We start from the raw sequence: 23920 nt of genomic DNA, 5'->3' as shown, positions 1-23920 counted from the left end.
TTCAGCTGAGTGCATGAATCTGTAGCGCTGCTGCAGATGCACTACAGTCAAACAGGTCGCCACCCCGGAGAGCACCATGAAAACCGTCGCCCAGCTGTTGAAATTGAAAGACCTGCACAACCAGCAAGTGCACACCATTGGCCCGCATCAGATGGTGCTCGAGGCGCTCAGGCTGATGGCCGAAAAAAACATTGGCGCGTTGCCAGTGGTTGAGAATGGCGTAGTGGTCGGCGTAGTCAGCGAACGCGATTATGCGCGCAAGGTGGTCCTCAAGGGACGCTCTTCGGTAGGCACGCCGGTCAGTGACATCATGAGCAGCCACGTCATCACTGTGGACTCGCAGCAGAGCGTCGACGCCTGCATGGGGATCATGACCGACAGCCACCTGCGCCATCTGCCTGTCGTGGAAAACGGGCAACTGCTAGGCCTGCTGTCCATTGGCGACCTGGTAAAAGAAGCCATAGCCGAGCAGGCCAGTCTCATTCAGCAGCTTGAACAGTACATTCGCGGCGACTGATCAAAACACCTGCCCGTGAAGCGCGCGGTGACGCGCGCAATGGCATCACTCAGTCATCCAGCGCCTTGCCAGGCGCGCCACCCTTGACTGGCTTACCGGGCTTTTCGGGCTTTTCCGCCGGCGCGGGTTTGGCTTCAGGCTGCGGTGGCGGCGCGGAAGCTTCCTGCTCTCTCATCGGCATCTGGTCGATGGTGGCGAAGATCTCCTTGGGGTCTATCGACTCTGACTTTCCGACAGTCCTGTCGATTTTTTTCTCGCCGTCCTTACCCACCAGAATGACCTTGGTCCCCACTCCTGCACCCAGTTTCAACTCGCGAATCAAGGCCATGGTCGATTGTGCATCAAGGGTTTTGCCGTTGCGTTCGCCGATGGTATTGACGATCGTGTACAGCACCATATGACGCTGCGAAAACGCCTCACGATTGGCCGGCTCGTCCAGCGCCTTCTTGAGCTTGACCAGTGTCGGATCGACCGTGCTGGGCGCAATGATGATCAGCGGACGCGACGTACCGCGTTCTTGCACCAGCGGGTTTTCGTCAGCGGCAAGCGCTGTGCCGGTAGCAACAAGCAGGGTGGCGAGGGTCAGGGACCGGATTAACATGGTGGGCTCCTTTCAAATCCATTGGGTAGCCATCGCGCAGACACACACGACGCTTGTCCCTTCTACCGCAAATGGGCGGTTACGGTACAGCCCGGCGTAGTCCTTTTCCTTCATCAAGATCCTGGGCTGAACATGCAAGCGACCGCTGGGAGGCGCTGTCGAGTGCTGCCGACAGCCGCTGAACAATCTGTGCAACCTCGGCAGCATCGAGCATCAGAGGTGGCAACAAACGAATGACCTTGCCCCGTGTGACGTTGATCAACAGAGCATGTTGCTCGGCCTCGATCTGCGTCAATTCGGGGATCGCTTCTTGCAATTCGATGCCGATCATCAGCCCTCTACCGCGAATCTCCAACACATTCGGATGTTCGCCAAGCGCGCTTTGCAGTTGCTCAAGCAAGCGCTGGCCTTGAATCCCGGCGTTCTTCACCAGTTCCTGTTGCTCAATGATGTCGATCACAGTGCACCCGGCACGACACGCGAGCGGATTGCCGCCGAAAGTACTGCCATGGCTGCCGGGCGTGAACAATTGCGCAGCCTTGCCCCGCGCCAGACAGGCGCCGATCGGTATCCCGTTGCCCAGTCCTTTGGCCAGGGTCATGACATCGGGCACGATGCCTTCATGCTGAAAGGCAAACCACTTTCCGGTGCGGCCCATGCCGGTCTGGATTTCATCAAGCATCAGCAACCAGTCGCGGCGCGTGCAGCGCTCCCTCAGCGCCTTGAGATACCCGGCCGGCGCCACTTGCGCGCCGCCCTCCCCCTGAATCGGCTCGACCAATACCGCAGCGATCCGGTGCCCGTGAGTGACGCAGACTCTATCGAATGCTGCCAGATCACCGAACGGGACCTTGACGTAGTCACCCGGCAAGGTGCCAAAACCCAGGCGCACGGCCGGCCCGTCGCTGGCTGACAGCGTGCCCAGCGTGCGGCCGTGAAAGGCGTTTTCCATGACCACCACCAAGGGTTGCTCGATGTACTTGTGCCAGCCGTGCAGCCGAGCCAGCTTGAGCGCAGTCTCGTTGGCCTCGGCACCGGAGTTATTGAAAAACACACGCTCCATGCCAGAGAGCGCTGTCAGCTTCTGCGCCAGGCGTTGCTGCCAGTCAATGCTGTACAGATTGGAGGTGTGCAACAGCAACCCCGCCTGATCACGAATCGCCGCTACCAGCAGCGGATGCGAGTGACCGACATTGGTCACTGCCACCCCCGCCACGGCATCCAGGTATTCGCGCCCGCGCTGGTCCCACAGACGCGTGCCCAGACCATGAGTGAAACCAATGGCCAACGGTTGGTAAGTGCTCATCAGGCAGGCAGTGGTCATCGCGTGAAGCTCCTTGGGTAGATGTCGATTTTTGCAGTATGGTTAACCACTCCTTATGGATAAACAGCGCAATACTTCAATCATCTTAAAGTCAGGATTGATAATGGATTTGTTTCAGGCGATGCGTGTGTACGTAAAGGTTGTCGAGGCAGGCAGCCTGACGGCAGCGGCGCAGGCATGTTCGATTTCCACTACGATGGTCGGCAACCATCTTCGCGCACTGGAGCAGCGCCTGGGCGTCAGCCTGTTACAGCGAACCACCCGCCGCCAGCGCCTGACCGAGTTCGGCACGGCGTACTACGAGCGTTGCCTCGAGGTATTGGGCCTGGTCGCCGAGTCCGAACAACTGGCCGAGCAGGCACAAGGTGATCCGTCAGGCACACTGCGCATCACCGCGCCACTGACATTCGGCTCGGAAGTGCTGGCACCTGCACTCGCAGAATTCTCCCGGCACTTTCCACAAGTCAGGCTCGATCTGGTGCTGACCAATCAGCGCCTGGACATGATCGATAATGGTTTTGACGTTGCAGTGCGCCTGGGCAATATTCCAGAAGCTTCGCCACTCATTGCGCGACCCATGCAGGACTACACCCTGACCATTTGCGCCGCGCCGGCCTACCTGGCTCGCCACGGCGCGCCCACACACCCTGAAGATCTTCGTGCGCATAATTGCCTGCCGTTCGCCTACCCCGCCGGAGACGAGTGGCGCACTGCAGGCACCCAATGGCGCATGACAGGGCCTGAAGGCGAGGTGTTGGTAGAGGTGGACGGTTCGCTGATTGCCAACACTTCCGCCGGTCTTTATCAGGCGGCTCGCGCTGGAATGGGTATCGTGATGCTGCCGGATGCGCTGGTTCAGCGAGACTTGCAGGAGGGCCGGCTGGTTGCGCTGCTGCCCGACTATCACCTGCCGAGACGCCCGATGAACCTGCTGTATGTACAGGACCGGTACCGGCTGCCGAAGCTGAGAAGTTTTGTGGAGTTTGCGTTGCAGCGCTGGGGCCGCTAGCTGTCAGAGCGCGTGCGCGTCACCCCTACCGGTGCGTGGCATTGCGCCCGCACCGGAGTATTGCCGAGGGTAAACGTCAGACTTTGAAACGGTTGACCAGGCTTTGCAGGTGCCCGCCCAAGCGGGCAAGCTCCACGCTCGACGCGGCAGTCTGTTCACTGGCCGAGGCGGTCTGTTCCGAAATGTCTCGCACATTCAGTACGCTGCGATTGATCTCTTCAGCCACCGCGCTCTGCTCCTCAGCCGCCGCAGCAATCTGATGGTTCATCGTCTCGATGGTCGAAATCGCCTGAGTGATGTTACTGATCGAGACGCCCGCATCGCGAGTCAGCTCGACACTGTTGGCGGTCAGCGCCTGGCTGTTGTCGAGAATTGTGGCCACTTGCGTGGTGCGACTGTGCAATCCGCTGATCAGGGCAGCAATTTCCTCTGTCGAGGTCTGCGTGCGTTGCGCCAGACTTCTCACTTCATCTGCAACGACCGCAAAACCACGTCCAGCTTCGCCCGCTCGGGCGGCTTCGATGGCGGCGTTGAGCGCCAGCAGATTGGTCTGTTCGGCCACTGCCTTGATAACGTCCAGAACGCCGCCGATCTTGTTGCTTTCGCTCTTGAGGTCATCCATTGCAGATTTGGAATGCTGCACTTCGGTGGCCAGTTTTTCGATCTGTGCCACGGCCTTGGAAACTACGCCATCGCCTTCACGCGCTTCTTTCGATGCGTTGACCGCAGCATTAGAGGCCTGCTCGGCGTTTCTGGCGACTTCCTGAACGGTCGCCGACATTTCGTGCATGGCGGTGGCGACCTGATCCGTTTCGCTTTTCTGGCTGTTCACACCCGCGCTTGTCTGCTCGGTCACTGCCGAAAGCTGCTCGGCGGCACTGGCAATCTGGGTAACACCGTCACGCAATCCGCCGATCAGCTCACGCAAATTGGTCGTCATGCGCTGCATGCTGCTCTGCAGACGTCCGAGCTCATCCTTGCGGGTGACCGCCTGATTGTGCGTCAAGTCGCCATCTGCGACACGCTCGGCCAGCTTCAATGTTTCGAGCAGCGGACCTACGATCAGGCGGGTAATCACCCAGGCCGCGAGGAAACTCATGATCAACGCCGCAACCAGCCAGACCGAAAGCAGCGTCTTGGCCTGATCGACGTCTTCAATGCGCAGATTCACCTGGTTGGCGGAAAGCTGGTCGGCCGACTTGAACAGAACACCGATCACTTTGGTGATACCCGCCTGGGCCTCATCAATAGATGCCTGTGCAGCAGTGAACTTGTTCATGGTGCTCTGGTAGCTGACCATGGAATCTACAAGGTGCTTGATCGTTGCAGACTGACTGTCGAACCCTTGCAGACCTTTGACAAAGTTGATGACTGTATTCATCGAGGCTTCTGCCGGCGCCCTGTTCTCGGTTTTCAGAGAGTAGGTATAACCGCGCAGATCGAAACGCATTTTCTGAAACAGTGTCATGGCCTGAACAATAGCGTCGCGCTGTGAAGCAGTGCCCTCATCCGACCTCGCGAACGCATTCAGCTTCTGCAAGTCTTCAGCCCCGGCATCAGCGTACTGGCCAAACATTCCACGGGTCGCCTCGCGGGCGGCAGTCGCCCGCATGAGGTTGTCATAATGGACCCGGTATTCAACCAGCGCTTCGGCAGCAGCATTTACCAGCGGTATGTTCAGCGGGGAGTCGAATACCTCTTGCGCATACTTGACGTGGTTCTCGAGGCGCTCAAGAGCCTTCAGCCAGTCATTGGCACGCTCGGCGTCGTAGTTTATCCAGTACGCCAGGCGTGCGATGCGAACATCACGAGTCAGCGTGCTCATTTTGCCGATGTCGGCAATCCGTTCGCTTCGTTCGCTCAGCGAAGAAATGCCGGTCCAGCCCGTCAGCGCAATCAGCACCGTCAGCACGATGACCAGAGCAAAGCCCAGCGCTAGCTTGGACCGGACAGAAATATTGCTCAGAGTGTTTTTCAACTTAAGTCGCTCTTTATAGGTCATCGGGTGGAGTTACGGGGCTGATCCTTGCCACCTGCTCAGTCCAGTAGTCGGCTGAACGACGCCGAACTTTAAAGCTGGCGTCAATAATTCATGCTCACAAATAATTCACCAGAGGCTGTAACGTATATGGCTTTTTTAAACGGCTCGGTTAGCATGGTGCGCTGCGCACATGAATGAGTACCCCCGGAGAATGACATGAGTTTGGCGTTGACAACTTCAAGGAGCTGCTTGACCACTGAGGAACGCTCTGCGATCGCCGAGATCGAGGCCACGACCAATGTCTTGCGGCTGGTTACCCGGCTGACCGGAATGCGTTTTGCGGGCATCGCGAAATTTACCGAATCGGACTGGATAGCCTGCTCGGTCTATGACCCGACAGACCTCGGCATCGTCGATGGCGATGTGTTCCCGCTCGAGACCACGCTGTGCAGCGAGCTCTGCATCAACCCCCAACCCTTGTTCGTACCGCAGATCAGCCAGAACGGCAGGTACGCCAACCGCCCGGTGGTAAAACGTTACGCCATAGAAAGTTATGCGGGTGTGCCTATCTATCTTCCGGACGGCCAACTGTATGGCGCGCTGTGCGCACTGGATTCACAGGTGACGCTGTTTGAAGACCCTGATCTGCCGGAAACCCTGACTCTGTTCGCGCGGCTGATCGGGTGTATTTTCTTCGCCAATATCACCGACACCAACGCCTGAAACAGAACAACCCGGTCAAGGCCGGGCGGTATGTTGTGTCGCCGCATACAGAGCAGGTTCAAGCATTGCGCTGCTGAACCGGCCCTCATCGAGTTGCATGGTACGTTGTGGCGAAACAGGTCTGGACGGGGTTTCTGCGTCCAGCGTATCGGCAGGCAGGTCGACGCCGAAATGAGAAAACGGTTCTTGTGCAACCATACCGCCAGCCGCCAGAACCAACAGCAGGAATACGCCCGCAACGGGCTCTTTTGATACGCACATAACCGCTTCTCCACTTCGGTAAAACGATTCGACTCAAGGCAGGCAACGTTGCACAAGGCCGCAGAGCTGTGCCGGCCTGATGCCGATCACCTGCTGCGCGGTGCAACCCGGAATCAGCAATCCGACATGGCCGATATGCTGCGCACCCACCACCATAAGTGAACGTAACGGTACACTTATGGTGAAATAGAGGCAAGACCTCATTTTTTGCGAAGGCCGCGCTACACGCTTTGCAGGTACGCGCCCAAATGATCGTGCAGGAAGAACGCAAGCAGCGTTCCTGCAAGCATTGCCAGCAAATCCAGCGCTCTGGCTTTGCCCCACATCGGTGTGCGCTCACGAAGTCGAAAATACCAGGGGCCAGTGCAGAGGATCAGGCCTTGGCCAAAAATCCAGACAAGCGCAATGAAAACTCCTGTGCTCAGAAAGCCTTCATCCCGGACACCCCACCGGTCCGTCGACTGATTCATGGCGACGAAGTAAAGACCAGCCGCGCCGATGATCGCCATCGTCAGGCCAATAGGCCAGGCTGGAAAACCGGGTCGCTGCATCGCCTTTTCAAGGTTGGAACGATCGCCCTCCAGCAACTCGATAATCCTTGGCCACCCCGCCATACGCGCAAGCGCCAATGCATCATGCCCATTGCTGTTGGTTGCCGCCGGGTCTGCCCCGAAATGCAAAAGCGTGACAACAAAATTGCAATTGCCCGCGAGCGTCTCGCGGTGGATCATCTGCCAGCCCTCTTCGTCAGGGTCCGTGACTAGCGCAGGGTCCTCTTTAAGACCTTGTTCGACAGTGCTTTGAGCATTCAAACCCATCGGATGTTCGAGCCGCTCAAGCGTGTTCAAAGCCCGTTTGTCCGACACGCTGGCAAGTGTGCGGGTGAAGCAGACTGGCGACTTGCCCTCAGCGGGCGGGACAAGCATCACCGTGCCAGCCTCACCGAAGTCCAGGCCCCATGCCTGATCGTGTGCTATGCGTTCTGCCGCAGACATCCCGGACCGCAGCGCATCAATGGTGAAGCCACCGAATACGCGGCCGTCCGACACATAGACCCAGTCGTTCAGGCTGGTCAGCGGAACCGTAACCGGGTCTCCGGCGCCCATCGAGTTCACCCACACGGGTTCATTCATGAGAACGCCTGAAAGGCTCTGGCCGTCGAAATCGACATCCGTCACCCACATGTTCTCGACCGATGGGCTATCCGGATCAGGTGATTGGGTGGCGAACGATACCTTTACTGCGGCCAGGTCCAGCCCTTGAACAATTCGGCGGCGCTCCCATGACAGTTCCCGCCAGAAAAACTTGAACGTGCGCCGCGCACTGGTAGCGGCGGCGCGAAAGTCTTCGCTCTCGCCTTCAACGCCGTAGATCGTATGTTCCTTCATCGACAAGTGATTCCTTGCATGGAAAGATTCAAAAAACGCAGCTGCTGAGCGTCATCGATCACAGCCGGTCAAAGATGTCATCTATGTATTGGCTGCAAGTCTCTGGCGCCTTTCTCACAGCGCCAGGCTTGCGGGCGGAATAATCCGGTGCCAGAGTGCCTCGCACAATGCTTGAAATTTTACATGGGCAAGCCCGAGTATATTGTCTGAGCCCTATGTAGCGGTCGCCGAAGTTTCCAATGACGTTTCCTGACTGTGACCGATAGACACCATTCAAGGAATGAATCCAATTGCATACACCTGTCTCGCAAATTCTCATTCAGCGTCTGGCTGAACCCCACCTTGAAGGCGTCACTGCGCTCTACAACGAGCCAGCTGTTTGTCGTCAAGTGTTGCAGATGCCTTATCAGTCCATCGAGGTATGGCGCAAACGTCTGGCAGATAGCACCGAACGCCATCTGAAACTGGTTGCGCTGAGTGGCGGCGAAGTAATCGGCAATATTGGTCTCGAACAATATTTACGCAGCCGCCAAAGCCATGTCGGCGCCATCGGTATGGGCGTCGCATCATTCTGGCAAGGCAAGGGCATTGGCTCAAGATTGCTGGCGGCAGCGCTGGACGTGGCAGACAACTGGATGAATCTGCACCGGATAGAACTGACTGTATTCGCCGACAATGAGGCCGCTCAAGGCCTGTATCGCAAATTCGGTTTCGATGTGGAAGGACGGCTGCGCAACTACGCAGTGCGCGACGGAGTATTCGTCGACGCACTGAGCATGGCGCGACTGAGATAACTACGCAGATAAAACTGCCGCTTGAGCCCTGCCTGAAAAAGTGCAAGGATCAGCCATGAACAAAATTTTTCAAAGCAACCGACATCACCATCACAGCCCCTTTCAAGGCGCTGAGGTTGCGTGTGCTCATCGATAGGCCAGACATGGATTCATGCTCTGCCCCATCAGTGAAACAAACCAAGGCGCCCCAGGCGCCTTTTTTATTGCCTGTCTATTACCCTCAAAAAATCACCCTCAAAAAATGGAGATAACACCAATGACCATGCTACGCGGAACCCGCATCGTGACCGGACCAGAAGCCGCAAACCTGCGTGAAACGGAAAACCGTTTCCGGAGCTATCTTCATCGAAGCTGGCGCTGAGGAAGCAATCGTCCCGGCCTTGTGGGGTCAGGACACGTTTATCGAAAAAGCGGGCGGCAGCGAGATCATCGGCCAGATGTGGGCCTTCAACGACAAGGCCGGACGCGCTTGCTGTCTGATCCCGGAAGCCACTGCCTTGTTTCAGGAGCGCAGCGAAGTACTGTTGAAGGGGCGCAGTGAGGCCATGTTTTTCTATGTGGCACGCTGCTACAGATATGAACGCCCTCAGGCCGGACGCTATCGCGAGTTCACGCAGTTGGGGCTAGAAATTCTCGGTCCCTCACCGCAGCAGGCATTGCTGCGCAGCCAGGCGATATGCACCGGCTTTCTCGATTTGCTGGGGCTGGATTACCAACTAAATATCGCCGTCAAACGGGGCCTGAGTTACTACCTGGAAGGCAATGGCTTCGAGGTGCGCTGCCCGGGATTGGGAGCGCAGCAACAAGTCGTTGGTGGCGGGGCCTATCGGGAAGGTGCCGGGTTCGGTATCGGGCTTGAGCGGCTGGTGCTGGCGCTTGAGCAAGATTGACCTCGACTGATGCAGGGCGCCTCTGCCAGGGGGCGCGTCTCCACTAACTGGAGTTAGTCCGAAAAGTCAGCCCGCAAGCTTCTTTTGATACAGGCCAGTGTGAGATTGCTCCCCGCCCGCCCCCTGTGTCAAAGGTCGAGGAACCATTATGGCCCTGGAACCACCTATTGATTTAGCTTTCTTGGGGGATGTATGGCTTCGTCATCTGCTATAGCGTTTCATTACGCCCAGTCATTTTCCTGTATCGCGGAGAAGTGCGAGGATAATTGCTGCCAGGAAGGCTGGCAGATTTCTGTAAGCGACCAGCGTGTCGATGCTTATAAACGGTCGTCTCCCGAACTCCTTAATCTGATAGCCAGTGACAATGAAGGTTTCAGGATGAACCTGAATGCGGATAATCAATGTATGGCTCTGCAAGGGGGGCGCTGCTCCGTACATACCCAATACGGTGAGGCGGCTCTGCCGGATATCTGCGCAACGTACCCACGTATGAATCGTCGGTTCGATGCCTTTATTGTAAAGTCCGCCACAATGAGTTGCCCTGAAGTGGCACGGTTGGTCTTGTTTGGTGATACGCCCTTTCTGCTGGAAGATAGCGTTGGGCCTAATACAAAGGGGGATGGAAGTTTAGCCAACCATTTGATCAAGGTCGATCCTGACAGCTGGGCCTCTATCATTCGTTTTTTCAGCGAGCAGGCGCTGACGCCGCACAGGTCGGTGTACCAGGTCATCGGGCAGTTATGCTATGTGGTGTCGGGTCTAGAGGGCCTGCCTTACGAAAAGTGGATGGAAAGCATCCATCGACGTGGCTCCGCAACCTCGCCGCTGATGCTGAATAAGGAGCCCGAAGTAACAGATCAATTACTTCAGGTACTGGAAGATATTCTGAAAGCGCGAACCATACCGGAGAGCATGCGAAAAGCCGTATCAGATGCAATTACAGTTCAAAAAAAAGGACCACAGAAACGCCAGCTAAGGGCGCTTAAACCAGAATTTTCTGACACTGCCCAGCATCACGCAGATGCAGCTCTGGAACAGGCGATTAAACGTTTTATTGCGGCCGAAATTACCCGCACTGGTTTTCCTTTTATCTCTACCACACCCGCAGGGCAAGATTATGGTTTGTCTCTCAGTGAATGGACCGCTACCTTGGCGATCCGTACATTGGCTCTGCGTTTGCTATTGTTAGCACACTGCGATCAAGAGCCTGATAACCAACTGCCGCCACAAAAAATCGTTGAGCTCATCTACCGCTATTGCCGTGCGGCCAATCATAATCTCGCTACCGCTAGCGAAATAGCACTGAGACGAAATATCAGTGCAAGGATCCTGGCCATCCACGATACGTCGGTAACGTAAGAGCAGTTGATATGTACCCTACGCTGACCCTCTCCGGTTTGGTGGCTGCAAAATCAAAAAGGAGAGACGGCCGGCAAGAAAATTTCTATAAGGGTTTGGGGGCAATGTAACTTGAGCTTAAATGCACTTGCCGTTACGTTAATCCCCAAACCCCAACAACAGAAATATTAAACGTCAGCCCAGCGAAGCTTCAGGTAGTCGACCACCTGCTGAGTCTGTGAGGCCCGCAGAAACATATGTCGAAATAACATACACCCGGAAACCTCAGTCAGAGAATCATTCAAGTCAAGCTGACGGGTAATTTCAGGCACGCCCCCCTCGACAGTCCAGTCGGGCTCGGTTTCTGATGCCGTTCCCACTTTATACAGAGCCATACCAATATATAACGCTGTGCCAGTTCCGCTGACGGTATCCGCCCACCACTGTGTGATGACATCATAACGCGCAACCTCACGAGCAAACGGCCAGTATACCTGCGGGGCGATATAATCAATGATGCCGTCAATGACCCATTTCCGTGTGTCTGCATACGCGAAATCGTAATTAGACGCACCGGCCTGCGTATCAGACCCCAGCGGGTCGTCAGATTTATTCCGCCAGACGCCTGCCGGGCTGACGCCAAACAAGACATCCGTTTTTACGGCGGCTATTTTTTTATGGCATGTATCAACCAGCGAATAAGTGTTATTCCGCCGCCAGTCGGCCTTCGTGGTAAAGTTCGTATTGTATTTCTGATAGGTGGTATCATCCTGCAGCAGCGAGCTGGCAGTTTCATAATAAAAATAATCATCGAATTGAATGGCATCAACATCGTATTTAGTGACAATTTCTTCAACAATACTACTAACCCACGTCTGAACTTCAGGTATCCCGGGGTTGAGAACAAAGCGGTTCGCTGCGGTTCCCGTCCATTCAGGATGCGTTTTAAACACACTGGCCGGTGAGTCAGATGATGAGTTGTTCAGCTCTTCGATTGTGGCATCGCTGGCGTTCATTGATACGCGGTACGGGTTCACCCATGCGTGCAGCTCAATATTGCGAGCATGTGCCTGCTCGATAGCATAAGCCAGTGGGTCGAAGCCGGGATTCTTCCCGAGCGTACCCGTCAGGTACTTCGACCACGGAAGCAGGTCTGATGCATAGAATGCATCTGCGCAGGGAACAACCTGGAATATGACGGCATTCATTTTCATTGCCACAATTTCATCAAGAATGCCGGTCAATTCTTCTTTCTGTTTACTGACACGAGCAGCCTCATCAGTAATGGCCACAGATGAGACTGACGGCCAGTCAAGATTCGTAACTGTCGCGACCCAAGTCGCCTTGAGGTTTTTGTTCGCAGTTGCCATTGCGGTTTCTCGTTTAGGGTTCTGAGTGAACGAAGAACGCCTGCTCTCACAGACGTTCTTCAGGTATGGGAACGGTGTGTCAGCTCAGTTGCACGTCTTTCATCGCAGGAATATAACCGTAGTCATATTCTTCCTGCACGAACGAGCGATCCCCTTTCAAGAGGATTCTCACCGTCGGCGCTTCGGTCCCGCCGATACGATAATCCTCGCCTTCGGTGGGCACGCTGTCGATGAAAGAAGTTACCAGACCGTTTGGCATGACGCAGTGCGAATACGTCTGGAAAGGCTGCTCGGGCGGATTGCCAAGCACCAGGCCAGAAGCGTTCATTGGCCGGTAAGGACCGAACAAATGTTCGCCGACAAAACCGTACACCCCGTCCGGCCCTGTAACACCATCGGCATACGTGAACTTGTGGCTGATGGTGAACAAGTAATACTTGCCGTCTTGAAACACGTAATGCGGACGTTCGGTCTGATCGTTTACGCCGACCGCTGTTACCAACGGCGGAAGTAGTTCCCACTCTTCACCACTGAGATCCTTTGCGACCGCCAGACCGATACAGCCCACCTGGAATCTGGCACCCCCCACGTCTTCATAACCCGGTGGCACAGGGCCAAGTTCGGCAACCCCTACTGTATGCGAACCGCGTTCACCGGCGACATTGCCTTCGAACACCATGTACAACTTGCCGTCATTGGGATCAATAAACGGACTGGGGTCGCGAAAGTTCCAGGTCGAGTTCTGCGCTTCGGTTTGATAATACGTGCCGTCGGCGTCGAAAAGAATCTTGACGTCGGTAAAGTCTTTCAACTCCACGCCTTTATCAGAGGTAACAATACGACCGCGAACTTTGGCAATCGCTGCGCCAGGCGTGACGCAGGTGTAATAAAGATCAATATCGCCCTTGTCATTCAACAGTATGGGTGTGCCCGCCCACTCTCGTGTTGTAGGCGATACACCCTCGGCCATTACACGGCCACCAAAGATCCAGTCCTTGCCAGTACGCGAGTACCAGTAGCACATGCGTGCGCGGCCATGTCGATCTTCCCAGTCGCGCTTGATGTCATAGCGACCGTCGGGCCCCAGGTACTGAGGGTCGTCAGGATGGCGGTCCGCCGTCAGGGTGATGATCACTGACCAGCCGTTGACCGAGACCACCGTGCCGTCGAGCTCTCGCAGCGGCATGGTGTCCCAGATGAATACCGTATCACTCATGACCGGAAAGTCCGGGCTGACCAGTGGCTGCGTGGTGGTAGGGTCATTTTCATTGACCTTCAGCGCATCGGCGCGGGACCACACAGTGGGTGCGTAATTGATGTTATCTACGCGCGAAATATGTTTGAACTGGCTGATAGCAGAGCTGCTATTGGACATAGTTAATACCTTTAGATAGTTTTGGGAGGCAGCAGCGACGCTGCTGTTCTTCTGTCGCTCAAAGGCGATAACTCAAGGCTCACGGCCTTCACATGATTCAATGTCCCGCAGCGGGGGCACTTGATCTGGAGTTCGGTGTAGTCACCCATGCGAAGCAGCAGCTTCTTGCACTGCCCGCATCTATAGTCTTTCAACACTTGCACTGGTCTCCTTTTGCTTCGCCCAAAGAAAAACCCCGCTTGGGCGGGGTTTGGGTAATCGCAATTTACCGGTCGGTGCTGTTGAAAAGCCCGTATCCGGCGGCTGCCCTGAGGCGCAAATCGCATATCGTGGTAACTTTTTACCTCCCTCCGGAAAGGCTGGAAAGAGGCAATTTCGGGGTGGATCGAGTTTGACCGGAGTTCAACACGAGTTCGACCACAGTTACGCAATTGACACGGATAAACGGTACGAGACAGCACTTACATCGGCGCGCTTCGAGGCGTGTCGATCTTTGCCGCGCAAATCGCAACGGCGTTGGGAGCAAAAGTCATCGCTACCTCCAGCAAGGATGAAAACCTGCAAGCGGTCAAGAAACTGGGCGCCGTGGCTGGTGTGAACTATCGAACTCATCCCGAGTGGGCAGAGGACGTGCTGAAACTCACTGACGGCAGAGGCGTTGATCTGTTGCTGAATGTGGCTGGCGGCGACGGCATCAATCAGTCGATTGCGGCGACAAAGGCCGGAGGACGTATCGCACAGATCGGTTTTCTGACCGGCCAGACGTCGGCGCTCAACCTGATGCCGATGATCTTCCGCCAGACCAACTTTCGCGGCATCGCCGTAGCGCCCCGCTCGTCTTTCGACCGGATGAATGTCTTCCTTAACGAGCATAAGATTCGCCCGGTGATCGATCACGTCTACCCTTCGAGCAGGCTCGCGAGGCCTACGAACACCTGGCCAGAGGGGGATTTGGCAAAGTAGTGATCAAGGTCGGTCGGGCCTGAGACGGACGTGGCCATGCAACACACATTCCCCCTGTGTATTGCATGGCGCCTGCAGGTTATCAACCACCCGCTTTGACAGCTACACTGCACCCTACCCGCCCAGCCCCGAGGCCCTGCATGAAAGTTGGCGTGATTTCCGACACCCATGGGTTGCTCCGTCCCGAAGCGATTGCTGCGCTTGAGCACTGCGATGCAATTATCCATGCCGGCGACATCGGCAGCCAGGATATCGTTGAGCAACTGGCCGCCCTCGCACCGCTGCACATAGTGCGCGGCAACAACGACATGACTGCAGAATGGGCAACGCCCATCGCTGACTACCTGCGTTTCGACATCGAAGGCTGGCAAGCGCTGCTGGTCCACGACATCGCCGACGTACCCGCGCTGCTGGATAACAGCGTGAGGCTGGTCATCACCGGTCACTCGCACAAACCCCTCATCGAATGGCGCGGCGATGTGCTGTATCTCAACCCGGGCAGCGCCGGAAGAAGACGCTTCAAGCTGCCAGTGACGCTGGCGCTGCTTGAAGTGAGTCCGGATTTGATGGAGCCGAGCCTTGTCAGGTTGATCGACTGACAGGCATGCAACCAGCGTTTTATCGCTGTCATCAAAGCTGCGCAGGCATACGAAAGTCACGTAATGCGCTCATATCGAACGGGTTCGGTGCACGCTGGCTCGACAGTAGATAGTTGGCTCGCATTCCGCCCACATCCGCTTTGAGCAGAAGCACATCTCGTCCTTTCAAAGGCTCGGTCTGCATTAAATCCATGAGACGGAACAGCGACCACGGCCCGGAATTTTTCTCTATGCCAAGCGGGCGTCCGACCATGCCCTCCATGACCAGGCTGGCGCGTCCGTCCAAGGTGTCAACCGGCCACATGAACGGTGTCGGCACGATTGGACCGTGTTGATACTCGAGCGACTGGTCACCAAGACGAAACTCTGCTCGACGCACGCCGGGGTCAAGGGTGTGAGGCTCAAGCGTGAAGCGGATTTGCGGCTCCTGGGCACTCTCGGCAAAGAAGCTTTTACGAATATTGTAAACACTGGCCATCTGATCCAGATACGCATGGCTCATCGGCAAACTGTACCCATCGATGCTGCGCAGGCGATAGCGGCCGGGATCGCCGCTCACAAACGGCTTCAGATAATTCTCGAAGAAGCGTTCCGCTATACCCTGCGCCTTGAAGAACTCGCGAAAATCATTAAGTGCTACATCACTGCTGCTATGAGCGTGAAACGGATATCGTTTGTCGAGTGACTGGCTGTAGAAGCTGTAGAGTTCGGACTTGTAACGCTGATTGAGGTATTGATGAGACTGGTGCAGCACGAAGCTCCAGCTATCTTCTGCCAACGTATTCATCCAGCCACCGACAGGCTGAGGCAATATCGTCGCTGCATTGCGCAGTTTGCTCAAAGCATCCTGCTGTCCTGACATCCGCCCCTTGGCCATTTCGTACGCAGCCCTTTCAGGCTGACCGGAACGACTCAGCGCAGCCATCTGCATCTGCAGTTCATCAATAGCGCTCAGAGCTTTAGTCAGATCGGCAGCCGGCCCATTCTCCCCATCCAGCAAGCGATGCAACGTATCGAAACGACGCTGCAAGGCCCTCTTGGCCGTATCGGGCAAAGCGTTGGCAACCGATGCCTGCAATTGCTCGCCAGTCTCGGTGAGTTGAGTGGGCACTGCAGATGTCGCCACCGCTTTACCAGCTTGCGCCTTCAGGCTGTCAAGACGGTCTGCAAGAGTGGGAAAACGCGTGTTATCTCGTACTTCGTTCAGTAACTGAAGCAACGGCGAATGGGCTGCCGTCAAGCCAGCCATTTGCAAGGCAGCCTGCCGGGTTCCTTCGAAGGGTTGCAATGAAACCCTGCCGATAGCCTCGGCCCAGTGATCGGCATAATCACGAAAATACAACTTTTCCAATTCAACCATCAGGGCGCGCAGTTGCGCTGCGCTAAACGGTGTACTTTCACCAAGAACCCAGTTATTGCGCATGATTTCAGTCACTACGTCAGTGCCGTGAGTGACAAAATACTGCTCATAGCCATGCCGAGTGTAGAGCCCTGGAATTCGATAATCTGTCCCTGCCAATACAGTTTCTTGAGGCCCGGTGTGCCGGCCAAGACTGTAATCGGGCAATGAATGTGCTTTTTCACGCAACGCTCGATAGACCACGTGGGCAAAAGATTCATTGCGCAGCGTTTTACGCGCCTGGGCCACAAGTGCATCGTTGACCCGATAAGCAAAAGGCAGAGCCATCAAGCGCTTGAAGTGCTGGTTAAGCTCGCGCTGGGCCTGCGCATGGCCGGCATAACGAATTGACCAATCGGCGGCGGTCCACTCTTCAAGTGCGGAAGGTATCCGGTGCTCGCTGTTAACAAGCATCAGATAGGCACGCAGACTGCTCAGCAAAAGCTCGCGATCCTCCAGGCTGGCCAGTATCCGGGCTTCGAACATGCGCACTACTCGTGGAAGTAGTTGAGTTTGCAGTTCCGCATGGTAGGCACTTAGAAGCACATCGTTGACGGCCTGTCCCTGATACAGCCCGGTGCGTTCGTAAAGTGCCACATCGTTACTGTCTGGAAATACAAGGGCGGCCTGGTGACGCATGTTCAAAGTATCCAGGACAGCCAACAGATCATCGTCTGCAGTCAGTGATGAACGCTGTCGAGTCAGTTGCTCGCCAAGGACACGAAGCGTTTCAAGTCGGTCATGACTGGCACTGAAACCTGTTACCCACAACGCTCCGAACGCCCCCAGAAACAACAGTGCCGCAGCGTACATTCCTCTCTGACGCCACTGAATCTTTCGCCACGTTTTTTTATCCAGCGTGGCCAGATCGGATTCCGGGAAAATCACATGGCGCAACAAGTCATGGATAAACCGTGCTTTTCCGACGTGCTGATCAGGCAGCCCGCTATCCTCGTTCAGCCCAGGCTGATCGCCGCGCTGAACCAGATGCGGCGCCCGGGTCAGGTAAAAACCACGCAGTTGACTGGCACGCTGATAGCGATTCCCGGAAAACGCCAGCTCTGCGAAGAGACCGAGTCGGCGCTCGATGCTTCCAAGGCAGTTCGGGAACTCGAGCATCGCCCCGCGGCGCCGACTGTCGCGCTCTTGATGAATGCGGCCAATCACCTGGCTGCCAAGGCGCTGGAGCAGGTTGTCGAACTCCATACCGAGGACGCCGACATCGCTTCCCTGTTGCCCACTCCTGAAAGTTGCTCCAAAGACCTGCGCACTTTCTTCCAGGGACAACTGGTCAAAAAACTCATCAAACCCGGCGATGGAGTCAGCCTTGGTCAACACCAGATAAACAGGTACATCGACATGCAAGGTTCGATAAATCTCGTCGAGGCGAACACGTACATCGTCAGCAAGTTTCTGCAGGCGATTATCACGTTCATCGAGCAGTATGCCTACCGGCAGGGTGATCAACACACCACCGAGCGGGTGTGTTCGGTGACGGCCGCGCAACAATTCAAGCAGCGTCTTCCAGGCACTGCCGTCTACCTCCGGCTCGGGCTGATCAAGGTAGCGGCCCGATGTATCCAGAAGGATTGCCTGCTCAGTAAAGTACCAACTACAACTGCTGGTACTGCTCGCATCACGTGTCAGCTTGCGACAGGACCTGTCGAGGGGGAAATCGAGTCCTGAAAAGTCCAGAAGGCTAGTCTTGCCGCTGCCCTGCGGCCCCATCAGCATATACCAGGGCAGCGCCTGCCGACTCCGCGCACCCAACTCACCATATAAAGCGGAATTCTTGATTACCTGCCGGGCGTCCTTGAATCGACTGAAGAGCTCCAGCTGCTCTTTTTCTCTGGCAAGGGACTGGCGCAGACGCTCCTGACCTGTCTGGCTTTCTGCAGCAAGTTTTCTTTTCAAACCGCTGCGCCAGTTGGCGAAAACGTTCCAGAGCCCCCAGACCAGAAACAATGCACTGATCGTTAGCAAACGCGCGCTGGGGCTCTCCCAGAACCTGCGGTCGGCTACTGCCAGCAAAGGACCGAATGCCCAGATTATTATCGCCAGTGCGCCCACCACCAGCAGTGACCAGAGCCAGGTGCTGCACAATAGTGTGACGAGTTTCTTGAACAAGGTTTTCATTGAATCTCTCACTTCGATACCCGCATCTCATGCGCAGCCAGCGCCGCTGAATGATGAGGTTTGAGCACAGCCTCACGCTGCTCGCCGAGAACCCAGGCAAACCCTGAATACATCACTGTCAGACTGATGCCGGTAAACAATGCAATCAGCCAGATCGGGAGGACTCGCAATTGACGGACGCCTGAAGAGTTAACGCCCTGCCAATGGGGCGACAGCGTTCGTGACACATCACCTCTCACGTGTCGTATCTGTCGATAGAGCCCATCGCGAATGTCCTCGAGCTCGTTACCCCTGCGAAGGTTGGAGCGGTATTTCCCCTCAAAACCGAGAGCCAGACACAGGTACATCAGTTCAAGCATTGGCAAATGCATGAACGGATTGGAGGATAGTTTTTCAAGGAGCTGAAAGAATTTTTCGCCGCCGAATGTTTCCTTGTGAAAGCGGCTGAGCAGACTGATCTTCGACCAGTCGCTTTTGCTGCCCCAAGGAGTATTCAGTACAGCCTCATCCACCACCGTACACAGCACGTAACGCGCCGCCAGCATCTGATCGGTGGCTATAGCGCGTTGCCGGGCTTCTGACTCGAACTGTTTTACCTGGTCCGAAAGCTGAACGTTCAGCGAATGGATATCCCCAACACTGTCTGTCGAAGACAGCCTCGACACTTGGGCCAATAGTCCGCTCGCTGCTGCGACAAGTGGATTGACATGCGCATTGAAGCGCTTTTCAGGCATTCGCCGAGCGCTTTCCACAAGGCGATCCTGCAGGCCTTCGAAATGATCTCTGTGGTGAATGTCGCTGAACCTGTCGCTTTGCAGATCCTCGTCGTTCTGGCCATAAATGACTGCGTAACCATCGCGTCTGCTTTCCATGTCGGGCACTCTGCTCAATTTCTGATCGCCCAGAACTGCAATTCAAGTCCGGGAAACTCGCCTGAAACGTGAAAGGCAAAACCTCCGGACTTATCAATTGTTTCTCGCTCCCGCGCGTCGAGGTCGAGAACGAAGTAGGTCTTGGCGGCGTGAAACGGAATCTGCCGCGGAGCCACAGGCAGTGGCCGAAGGCGAATGCCTGGCAAGTGCAAGCCCACCAGCTCGCGAATACTTTCCACAGAACCTATTTTGAGGTGTGAAGGCAATCGCAGACGCAGCTCTTCAGCATCGCAGTGCGCACGCGCAGCGAGGACAAACGAGGCAGCCCCCAGCAACTCGCTGTCCACTCGCGGCGACACCAGAACACCGTACTGCCGGGGCTGTAACTCGAGTTCCTGCGCATGCTGTTCAAGCACCATCGACAACATCTGCCGAATAGCGAGCATCACGCTCCTGAACGTTGCGCCCTGATCACTGTGCTGATAACTGCTCTCCAAGCGAGGACGGCGGCTGTCATCGCCAAACGTCGACAGCTCGCCCAACAGCGTCAGCAATAACCGATACAGCTCTTCCGGATGTATATGCCCGATATTCAGAAAGTGCCGAAGTATCAACGCATTGCGGTTGACGATCTGCAGCATCATGAAATCACCCAGTTCCGCCCCGCTCGCCTGCCCCGTCGAACCGATTCGTTCGGCAATCACGTCTCCGCGGTGGAGAAGCAGAGCTGAAACCTCCTTCAGACAGGACATCAGATAACGGGAGCCACTGGCGCACAGGGACGTGGGAGAAAATGCCGCATCCAGTGTTAGCGACCTGTCAGGGCCACAGATAAGGATATGACACAGCTTGAGCATCGCGTACGCGCTTTCGCCCCTGGGCTCGCCCAGTAACAATCGAAATTCCGGCCGTGCACAGAAGACCGGTGTCGAACTGTCTTCCCCGGCGTTTGAATCAGAAATACTGGCTGAATAGGCTGTGAAGCGCGTCACAGCGTCAGGCTGTTCATGACCGCGTGCCTCAACGCAATTGCCTGCTACTATCGGCAAGGCAATGTACACCGCCATGTTTGAGGTATTGGCCGGGATGTCCAAAACTAGTGGCGTGTCATGATCGCGTATATCGAAAACGCTGCCGTCCGGCAGGATGCCCGAGGCATGAGCAAGAACGATCTGGCCCGACCCCAGAAATTGCGGATCGATTTCCACTGCGGTGAATCCCCAGTTGTAAGGGCCTGCCAAACGAGTGCGAACCCTTAACTGATGATCGTAATAACGGTCGTTATGCTGGAAGTGCTGTGGACGCAACAACATGCCTTCCTGCCAGATGACCTTGTGTGAATTCATAGCGAATTTCCTGCATGGGCCCGATTATCGGTCCGATAAATACCAGACTCACCCAGCAAGAAAACAGCACGATTCTGCTGCCCGGGAGACACCTGAATGACATGACGCCATCGGGTTTCCGACAGGTTTCTATAAGCAGCCAGCACAGCGAAATACCGACTGCCTTCATGCAGTTTCAATTTCAACTCAATGCGGTCGCCTGGGCGAAGTTCAACAATTTCACTGGCTGCAAGATCGTTTGCCAATACATCTTCAGTGCGTTGATAAAGAGAAAAGAAATCCATCGATTCGGCCGTGGTCGGGCGCTTCAGCTCCAGTAACTTGATCACCACTGGTGAGGGCCTGCCATTGATATCCGGGTTCAACTGATTGTCTGCAATCACATTAATATCCAGACGCGTCTGTTTTGAATAAGGCGAAAGAACCGAGCAGCCGGCGAGCAGGCTCAACAGCAGCAGCGGCAGTCGCCGGAAAAAAGAAAAACGCATGAAAGTAAGGCCTGTCAGTCGTGATAGAAGTTAGCGATCAAAGGAAAGTGCTGCTCATAAGCAGACACAAAGTTTTTAGCCAGCAGCGTCTTGCTCCATATGTCACTTTGCGTCAGGTCTTGGTGATGCCTGACATAATCACGCCAGCGGCGGGCATCCGTCAGTATCCAGGGCTTGCCCCGATCATGTTCAAATTGCCAGACCAGCTGCTGCGGAGAAAAATGCTCGACCGCCGCATGCGCCATTGCACGACAACCTGCCAGCACCGAAGCTTCATGAGCCTCCAGCTCCCGAAATACCCGAGAAATAACCTTCGTATCCAAGAGAGGCGCTTGCTCATCTCTCAGCAAGCTTTTCATGATTGCCTCGACACTCGCACCCTCAAATGCCCTGACCCTCTGGCAAGCCGTTTTTGAGAGGCCTACCTCCAGCTCGTCTACTCTCTCGCTGCGAGCCTTTAGTGTCCGTTGCAGACCGCTCAGGCAACGCTTGAACAGGCGCACACTCTTTACAACGCAAGCTTCGCGTGTCGTCGGATCAACAGAAGCGAGTTCAATACCCAGTACGTCACTTAGCTGTTGCCAGAACAAACCTGCTTGATGCTCTGGCTGATCAGGGCAGTCGCTTGACGGATCGGGTACGGGCACCGACACACGTCGTGGCAGGGATAAGTAACATCCGTCACTACTTGAACAGTCTGAATAGTGGCGGGTGGCATGGTTACTTTCCAGGAAGGAAGTCAACCCGCTCTCAGGACGACCGGTATGATCAGCCCCTGCCGTATGGCCTGTTTCTAATGCATCGTCCATGCACATCTCTCTTTATAGTTATTGATTGCGAGTGGCAGGCGCCGGGTTGCCCAGCGTCCGATATTGATCGTCGCTGAATATAAAGTGGCCCGTGCAACCGCCAAGACAAATCAACGCAGTCATTACAAATGGCAGCGTGCGCCAACAATGAATAGTCATTGAAGTCATCTCCAGAAAAACAAGTAAATACGAATACGCGTCCGCGTTTAACCAGTCCCGCCATGAGCAGCACCTAGTTTCAGGTGAGCCAGGCGATACAGCAGCGTGCGCCGCGACACTCCCAACGTGCGTGCAGCAAGACTTCGATTGCCGTCGCTGTCGCGCAGACACTCAAGCAAAACACCACGCTCGAATTGCTCGATACGTTCACGCAACGTGAAGGCTGCGGGACAACTGATGGCATCGGTGGCAATAGGAAAGTGCTCTGGCCTTAACTCATCGTCCTCGCACAGCAACAGCGCGCGCTCGACAAACCCTTTCAGTTCACGAACGTTGCCCGGGAAGGCGTAGCCAGACAAAACGTCCAGTGCGGCTTTCGACCATTGCACAGCGCTACGTTGTGAGCGCTGGCAAACCGCGTCGGAAAAATGCCTGGCCAGTAGTTCAATGTCCTCTATGCGTTGACGCAACGGAGGCAGCTCAACGGGAAACTGCGCCAACCGGTAATAAAGATCTTCACGAAAGCGCCCCTCTGCAATCAACTTCGGGAGATCTCGATGAGTCGCCGCAATGATTCGCACATCAACTTTGCGAACCTCGTTGGAACCCAGTGGCCGAATCTCCCCTTCCTGCAATACCCGCAGAAGCTTGGCCTGTAGCAGCATGGGCATGTCACCGATTTCATCGAGCAGAAGCGTACCTCCGTGCGCAGCATCAAACAGGCCGCGCCGATCTCGATCCGCTCCGGTAAAAGCGCCCTTGCGATAGCCAAACAGCTCGCTTTCCAGAAGCGCTTCCGGAAATGCAGCACAATTTTGCACAACGAAAGCGTTCGAGCGCCGCGGACCATGTTCATGTATCGCACGCGATACAATTTCCTTGCCTGTGCCTGTCTCTCCGGTAAGCAATACGGTGCACGAACTGTCGAGGACTTTACCCAGAAGACGAGTTGTGCGTTTCAGCGCAGCGCTGTTTCCCGTCAACCCGTAGTGCGCTGCCTGAGGTGGGCGTACCGTCGGACTAGGTGGCGCGCCTGCGGTATTGTTCAAAGGTTCCAGAAGCAGCCATTGTGAAATGACAAATGCTCCCAGTGCGCCTAGCGATTCTGCGTAGCATTCCAGCTCCCTACGGCAACTGCTCACACAGATCAGCAACCCCACAGGATCTTTTTCGCGCCCAGGCAACGGGATGCATAACAGCGATTTCCAACTCTCGGCTCGAACAGGCAGAAAACGAACGTCATTCAAGCTGGCGCTGATTTCCTGAAGGCTGACAACCTTGTTTTTCTGGAGACTTAGCTGCAGCAGTGGCTGATCGCTCCAGTTATTTGCTGACGCCTTTGCTGTATCGGGCTGAATGACGCCATCCATTATTTCTGCAGTGAGGCTGAGACGTTTCTGAGTAGGACTCTGCATAAATAACTGAGCTGCCTCACAACCACTCAGCTCTGCGGCGAACCGGACGAAATCATGCAGTAACGATCGTTTGTCGCCTGAAAGCGAAAGGCTTGAGTAATACGATAATAGTTTTTGCGCGCAGCTCAGCGGATCAGGTAGCGCATGGAAAGTCGAGGCCACC

Annotated in this window: 20 protein-coding genes and 3 pseudogenes; 8 read left to right on the top strand and 15 right to left on the bottom strand. The window is 55.6% G+C overall.

Annotated elements, in window-relative coordinates; all coding sequences use genetic code 11:
* Nucleotides 1–76: 76 nt before the first annotated feature.
* Nucleotides 77–517: a CBS domain-containing protein gene (locus POR16_RS11165; protein WP_005893112.1), complete on the top strand. Its 441-nt coding sequence runs from the start codon at nucleotides 77–79 to the stop codon at nucleotides 515–517.
* A 49-nt stretch (nucleotides 518–566) separates the two neighbouring features.
* Here the strand turns inward: POR16_RS11165 and POR16_RS11160 are convergent, their stop codons facing one another.
* Both POR16_RS11160 and POR16_RS11155 read right to left on the bottom strand, forming a co-directional pair.
* Nucleotides 567–1118, bottom strand: coding sequence for a DUF4174 domain-containing protein (locus POR16_RS11160; protein ID WP_005893114.1), 552 nt, complete (start codon nucleotides 1116–1118; stop codon nucleotides 567–569).
* A 79-nt stretch (nucleotides 1119–1197) separates the two neighbouring features.
* On the bottom strand, nucleotides 1198–2442 hold the full coding sequence (locus tag POR16_RS11155; RefSeq protein WP_005893115.1) for an aspartate aminotransferase family protein: 1245 nt from the start codon (nucleotides 2440–2442) through the stop codon (nucleotides 1198–1200).
* Between the two features lie 103 nt (nucleotides 2443–2545).
* On the opposite strand from POR16_RS11155, the gene POR16_RS11150 reads away from it, so the two are divergent.
* Complete coding sequence (locus tag POR16_RS11150; RefSeq protein WP_005893117.1) at nucleotides 2546–3451, top strand: LysR family transcriptional regulator; 906 nt, start codon at nucleotides 2546–2548, stop codon at nucleotides 3449–3451.
* A 76-nt stretch (nucleotides 3452–3527) separates the two neighbouring features.
* On the opposite strand, the pseudogene POR16_RS27060 reads toward POR16_RS11150, so the two are convergent.
* Nucleotides 3528–4124, bottom strand: a pseudogene (locus POR16_RS27060) (methyl-accepting chemotaxis protein); the annotation flags it as partial.
* Between the two features lie 258 nt (nucleotides 4125–4382).
* Nucleotides 4383–5453, bottom strand: a pseudogene (locus POR16_RS27055) (methyl-accepting chemotaxis protein); the annotation flags it as partial.
* A gap of 195 nt (nucleotides 5454–5648) precedes the next feature.
* Here POR16_RS27055 and POR16_RS11140 point away from each other — a divergent pair.
* Complete coding sequence (locus POR16_RS11140) at nucleotides 5649–6155, top strand: GAF domain-containing protein (protein ID WP_042932559.1); 507 nt, start codon at nucleotides 5649–5651, stop codon at nucleotides 6153–6155.
* Nucleotides 6156–6170: 15 nt separating this feature from the next.
* Here the strand turns inward: POR16_RS11140 and POR16_RS11135 are convergent, their stop codons facing one another.
* Together POR16_RS11135 and POR16_RS11130 are read right to left on the bottom strand one after the other, a co-directional pair.
* Nucleotides 6171–6416 (bottom strand): hypothetical protein, encoded by a 246-nt coding sequence (locus tag POR16_RS11135; RefSeq protein WP_005893121.1) that lies wholly within the window; start codon nucleotides 6414–6416, stop codon nucleotides 6171–6173.
* A 221-nt stretch (nucleotides 6417–6637) separates the two neighbouring features.
* Nucleotides 6638–7804 (bottom strand): DUF2314 domain-containing protein, encoded by a 1167-nt coding sequence (locus POR16_RS11130; RefSeq protein ID WP_042932561.1) that lies wholly within the window; start codon nucleotides 7802–7804, stop codon nucleotides 6638–6640.
* A gap of 290 nt (nucleotides 7805–8094) precedes the next feature.
* On the opposite strand from POR16_RS11130, the gene POR16_RS11125 reads away from it, so the two are divergent.
* The 3 genes from POR16_RS11125 to fliB all read left to right on the top strand — a co-directional run bounded on the left by POR16_RS11125 (nucleotide 8095) and on the right by fliB (nucleotide 10847).
* Nucleotides 8095–8598 (top strand): GNAT family N-acetyltransferase, encoded by a 504-nt coding sequence (locus POR16_RS11125; protein ID WP_005893128.1) that lies wholly within the window; start codon nucleotides 8095–8097, stop codon nucleotides 8596–8598.
* A 311-nt stretch (nucleotides 8599–8909) separates the two neighbouring features.
* Complete coding sequence (locus POR16_RS11120; protein WP_005893131.1) at nucleotides 8910–9488, top strand: ATP phosphoribosyltransferase regulatory subunit; 579 nt, start codon at nucleotides 8910–8912, stop codon at nucleotides 9486–9488.
* A 192-nt stretch (nucleotides 9489–9680) separates the two neighbouring features.
* A complete protein-coding gene (gene fliB, locus POR16_RS11115) occupies nucleotides 9681–10847 on the top strand; it encodes a flagellin lysine-N-methylase (RefSeq protein ID WP_005893134.1) in 1167 nt (388 codons plus the stop codon).
* A gap of 167 nt (nucleotides 10848–11014) precedes the next feature.
* Here the strand turns inward: fliB and POR16_RS11110 are convergent, their stop codons facing one another.
* The 3 genes from POR16_RS11110 to POR16_RS11100 form a co-directional block, all read right to left on the bottom strand.
* Nucleotides 11015–12196, bottom strand: coding sequence for a glycoside hydrolase family 10-like protein (locus POR16_RS11110; RefSeq protein WP_054990762.1), 1182 nt, complete (start codon nucleotides 12194–12196; stop codon nucleotides 11015–11017).
* 79 nt (nucleotides 12197–12275) lie between these two features.
* Nucleotides 12276–13571, bottom strand: coding sequence for a glycoside hydrolase family 68 protein (locus POR16_RS11105; RefSeq protein WP_117144585.1), 1296 nt, complete (start codon nucleotides 13569–13571; stop codon nucleotides 12276–12278).
* Between the two features lie 11 nt (nucleotides 13572–13582).
* Nucleotides 13583–13768, bottom strand: coding sequence for a Com family DNA-binding transcriptional regulator (locus POR16_RS11100; protein WP_005893140.1), 186 nt, complete (start codon nucleotides 13766–13768; stop codon nucleotides 13583–13585).
* A 283-nt stretch (nucleotides 13769–14051) separates the two neighbouring features.
* Between POR16_RS11100 and POR16_RS11095 the strand changes: the two are divergent.
* Nucleotides 14052–14557 (top strand): annotated as a pseudogene (locus POR16_RS11095) (zinc-binding dehydrogenase); the annotation flags it as partial.
* Nucleotides 14558–14674: 117 nt separating this feature from the next.
* A complete protein-coding gene (locus tag POR16_RS11090; protein WP_005893146.1) occupies nucleotides 14675–15133 on the top strand; it encodes a metallophosphoesterase family protein in 459 nt (152 codons plus the stop codon).
* Nucleotides 15134–15164: 31 nt separating this feature from the next.
* Here POR16_RS11090 and tssM read toward each other — a convergent pair whose 3' ends face one another.
* The 6 genes from tssM to POR16_RS11060 form a co-directional block, all read right to left on the bottom strand.
* On the bottom strand, nucleotides 15165–18668 hold the full coding sequence (gene tssM / locus POR16_RS11085; protein WP_005893149.1) for a type VI secretion system membrane subunit TssM: 3504 nt from the start codon (nucleotides 18666–18668) through the stop codon (nucleotides 15165–15167).
* Nucleotides 18669–18676: 8 nt separating this feature from the next.
* Complete coding sequence (gene icmH, locus POR16_RS11080) at nucleotides 18677–19540, bottom strand: type IVB secretion system protein IcmH/DotU (protein ID WP_005893153.1); 864 nt, start codon at nucleotides 19538–19540, stop codon at nucleotides 18677–18679.
* A 14-nt stretch (nucleotides 19541–19554) separates the two neighbouring features.
* Nucleotides 19555–20886, bottom strand: coding sequence for a type VI secretion system baseplate subunit TssK (tssK, locus tag POR16_RS11075; protein WP_054990140.1), 1332 nt, complete (start codon nucleotides 20884–20886; stop codon nucleotides 19555–19557).
* Complete coding sequence (gene tssJ, locus POR16_RS11070; protein ID WP_005893159.1) at nucleotides 20883–21374, bottom strand: type VI secretion system lipoprotein TssJ; 492 nt, start codon at nucleotides 21372–21374, stop codon at nucleotides 20883–20885. The genes tssK and tssJ overlap by 4 nt, the downstream gene beginning before the upstream one ends.
* A gap of 14 nt (nucleotides 21375–21388) precedes the next feature.
* Entirely contained in the window at nucleotides 21389–22183 is a 795-nt protein-coding gene (locus POR16_RS11065) for a type VI secretion system-associated FHA domain protein (protein WP_234887634.1), read from the bottom strand.
* Nucleotides 22184–22389: 206 nt separating this feature from the next.
* Nucleotides 22390–23919, bottom strand: a complete 1530-nt coding sequence (locus POR16_RS11060) for a sigma-54 interaction domain-containing protein (RefSeq protein ID WP_122381227.1) — start codon at nucleotides 23917–23919, stop codon at nucleotides 22390–22392.
* Nucleotide 23920 lies beyond the last annotated feature (1 nt).

This window comes from Pseudomonas coronafaciens pv. oryzae str. 1_6, assembly GCF_000156995.2.
Taxonomy (GTDB): Bacteria; Pseudomonadota; Gammaproteobacteria; order Pseudomonadales; family Pseudomonadaceae; genus Aquipseudomonas; species Aquipseudomonas tremae.
This window is presented reverse-complemented; position numbering and strand designations above follow the sequence as displayed.

What these genes read in the sequence shown, in the direction of transcription:
- POR16_RS11165 (WP_005893112.1), top strand. Translation starts at nt 77, where the DNA reads ATGAAAACCGTCGCCCAGCTGTTGAAATTGAAAGACCTGCACAACCAG.
- POR16_RS11160 (WP_005893114.1), bottom strand. Translation starts at nt 1,118, where the DNA reads ATGTTAATCCGGTCCCTGACCCTCGCCACCCTGCTTGTTGCTACCGGC.
- POR16_RS11155 (WP_005893115.1), bottom strand. Translation starts at nt 2,442, where the DNA reads ATGACCACTGCCTGCCTGATGAGCACTTACCAACCGTTGGCCATTGGT.
- POR16_RS11150 (WP_005893117.1), top strand. Translation starts at nt 2,546, where the DNA reads ATGGATTTGTTTCAGGCGATGCGTGTGTACGTAAAGGTTGTCGAGGCA.
- POR16_RS11140 (WP_042932559.1), top strand. Translation starts at nt 5,649, where the DNA reads ATGAGTTTGGCGTTGACAACTTCAAGGAGCTGCTTGACCACTGAGGAA.
- POR16_RS11135 (WP_005893121.1), bottom strand. Translation starts at nt 6,416, where the DNA reads ATGTGCGTATCAAAAGAGCCCGTTGCGGGCGTATTCCTGCTGTTGGTT.
- POR16_RS11130 (WP_042932561.1), bottom strand. Translation starts at nt 7,804, where the DNA reads ATGAAGGAACATACGATCTACGGCGTTGAAGGCGAGAGCGAAGACTTT.
- fliB (WP_005893134.1), top strand. Translation starts at nt 9,681, where the DNA reads ATGGCTTCGTCATCTGCTATAGCGTTTCATTACGCCCAGTCATTTTCC.
- POR16_RS11110 (WP_054990762.1), bottom strand. Translation starts at nt 12,196, where the DNA reads ATGGCAACTGCGAACAAAAACCTCAAGGCGACTTGGGTCGCGACAGTT.
- POR16_RS11105 (WP_117144585.1), bottom strand. Translation starts at nt 13,571, where the DNA reads ATGTCCAATAGCAGCTCTGCTATCAGCCAGTTCAAACATATTTCGCGC.
- POR16_RS11090 (WP_005893146.1), top strand. Translation starts at nt 14,675, where the DNA reads ATGAAAGTTGGCGTGATTTCCGACACCCATGGGTTGCTCCGTCCCGAA.
- tssM (WP_005893149.1), bottom strand. Translation starts at nt 18,668, where the DNA reads ATGAAAACCTTGTTCAAGAAACTCGTCACACTATTGTGCAGCACCTGG.
- icmH (WP_005893153.1), bottom strand. Translation starts at nt 19,540, where the DNA reads ATGGAAAGCAGACGCGATGGTTACGCAGTCATTTATGGCCAGAACGAC.
- tssK (WP_054990140.1), bottom strand. Translation starts at nt 20,886, where the DNA reads ATGAATTCACACAAGGTCATCTGGCAGGAAGGCATGTTGTTGCGTCCA.
- tssJ (WP_005893159.1), bottom strand. Translation starts at nt 21,374, where the DNA reads ATGCGTTTTTCTTTTTTCCGGCGACTGCCGCTGCTGCTGTTGAGCCTG.
- POR16_RS11065 (WP_234887634.1), bottom strand. Translation starts at nt 22,183, where the DNA reads ATGGACGATGCATTAGAAACAGGCCATACGGCAGGGGCTGATCATACC.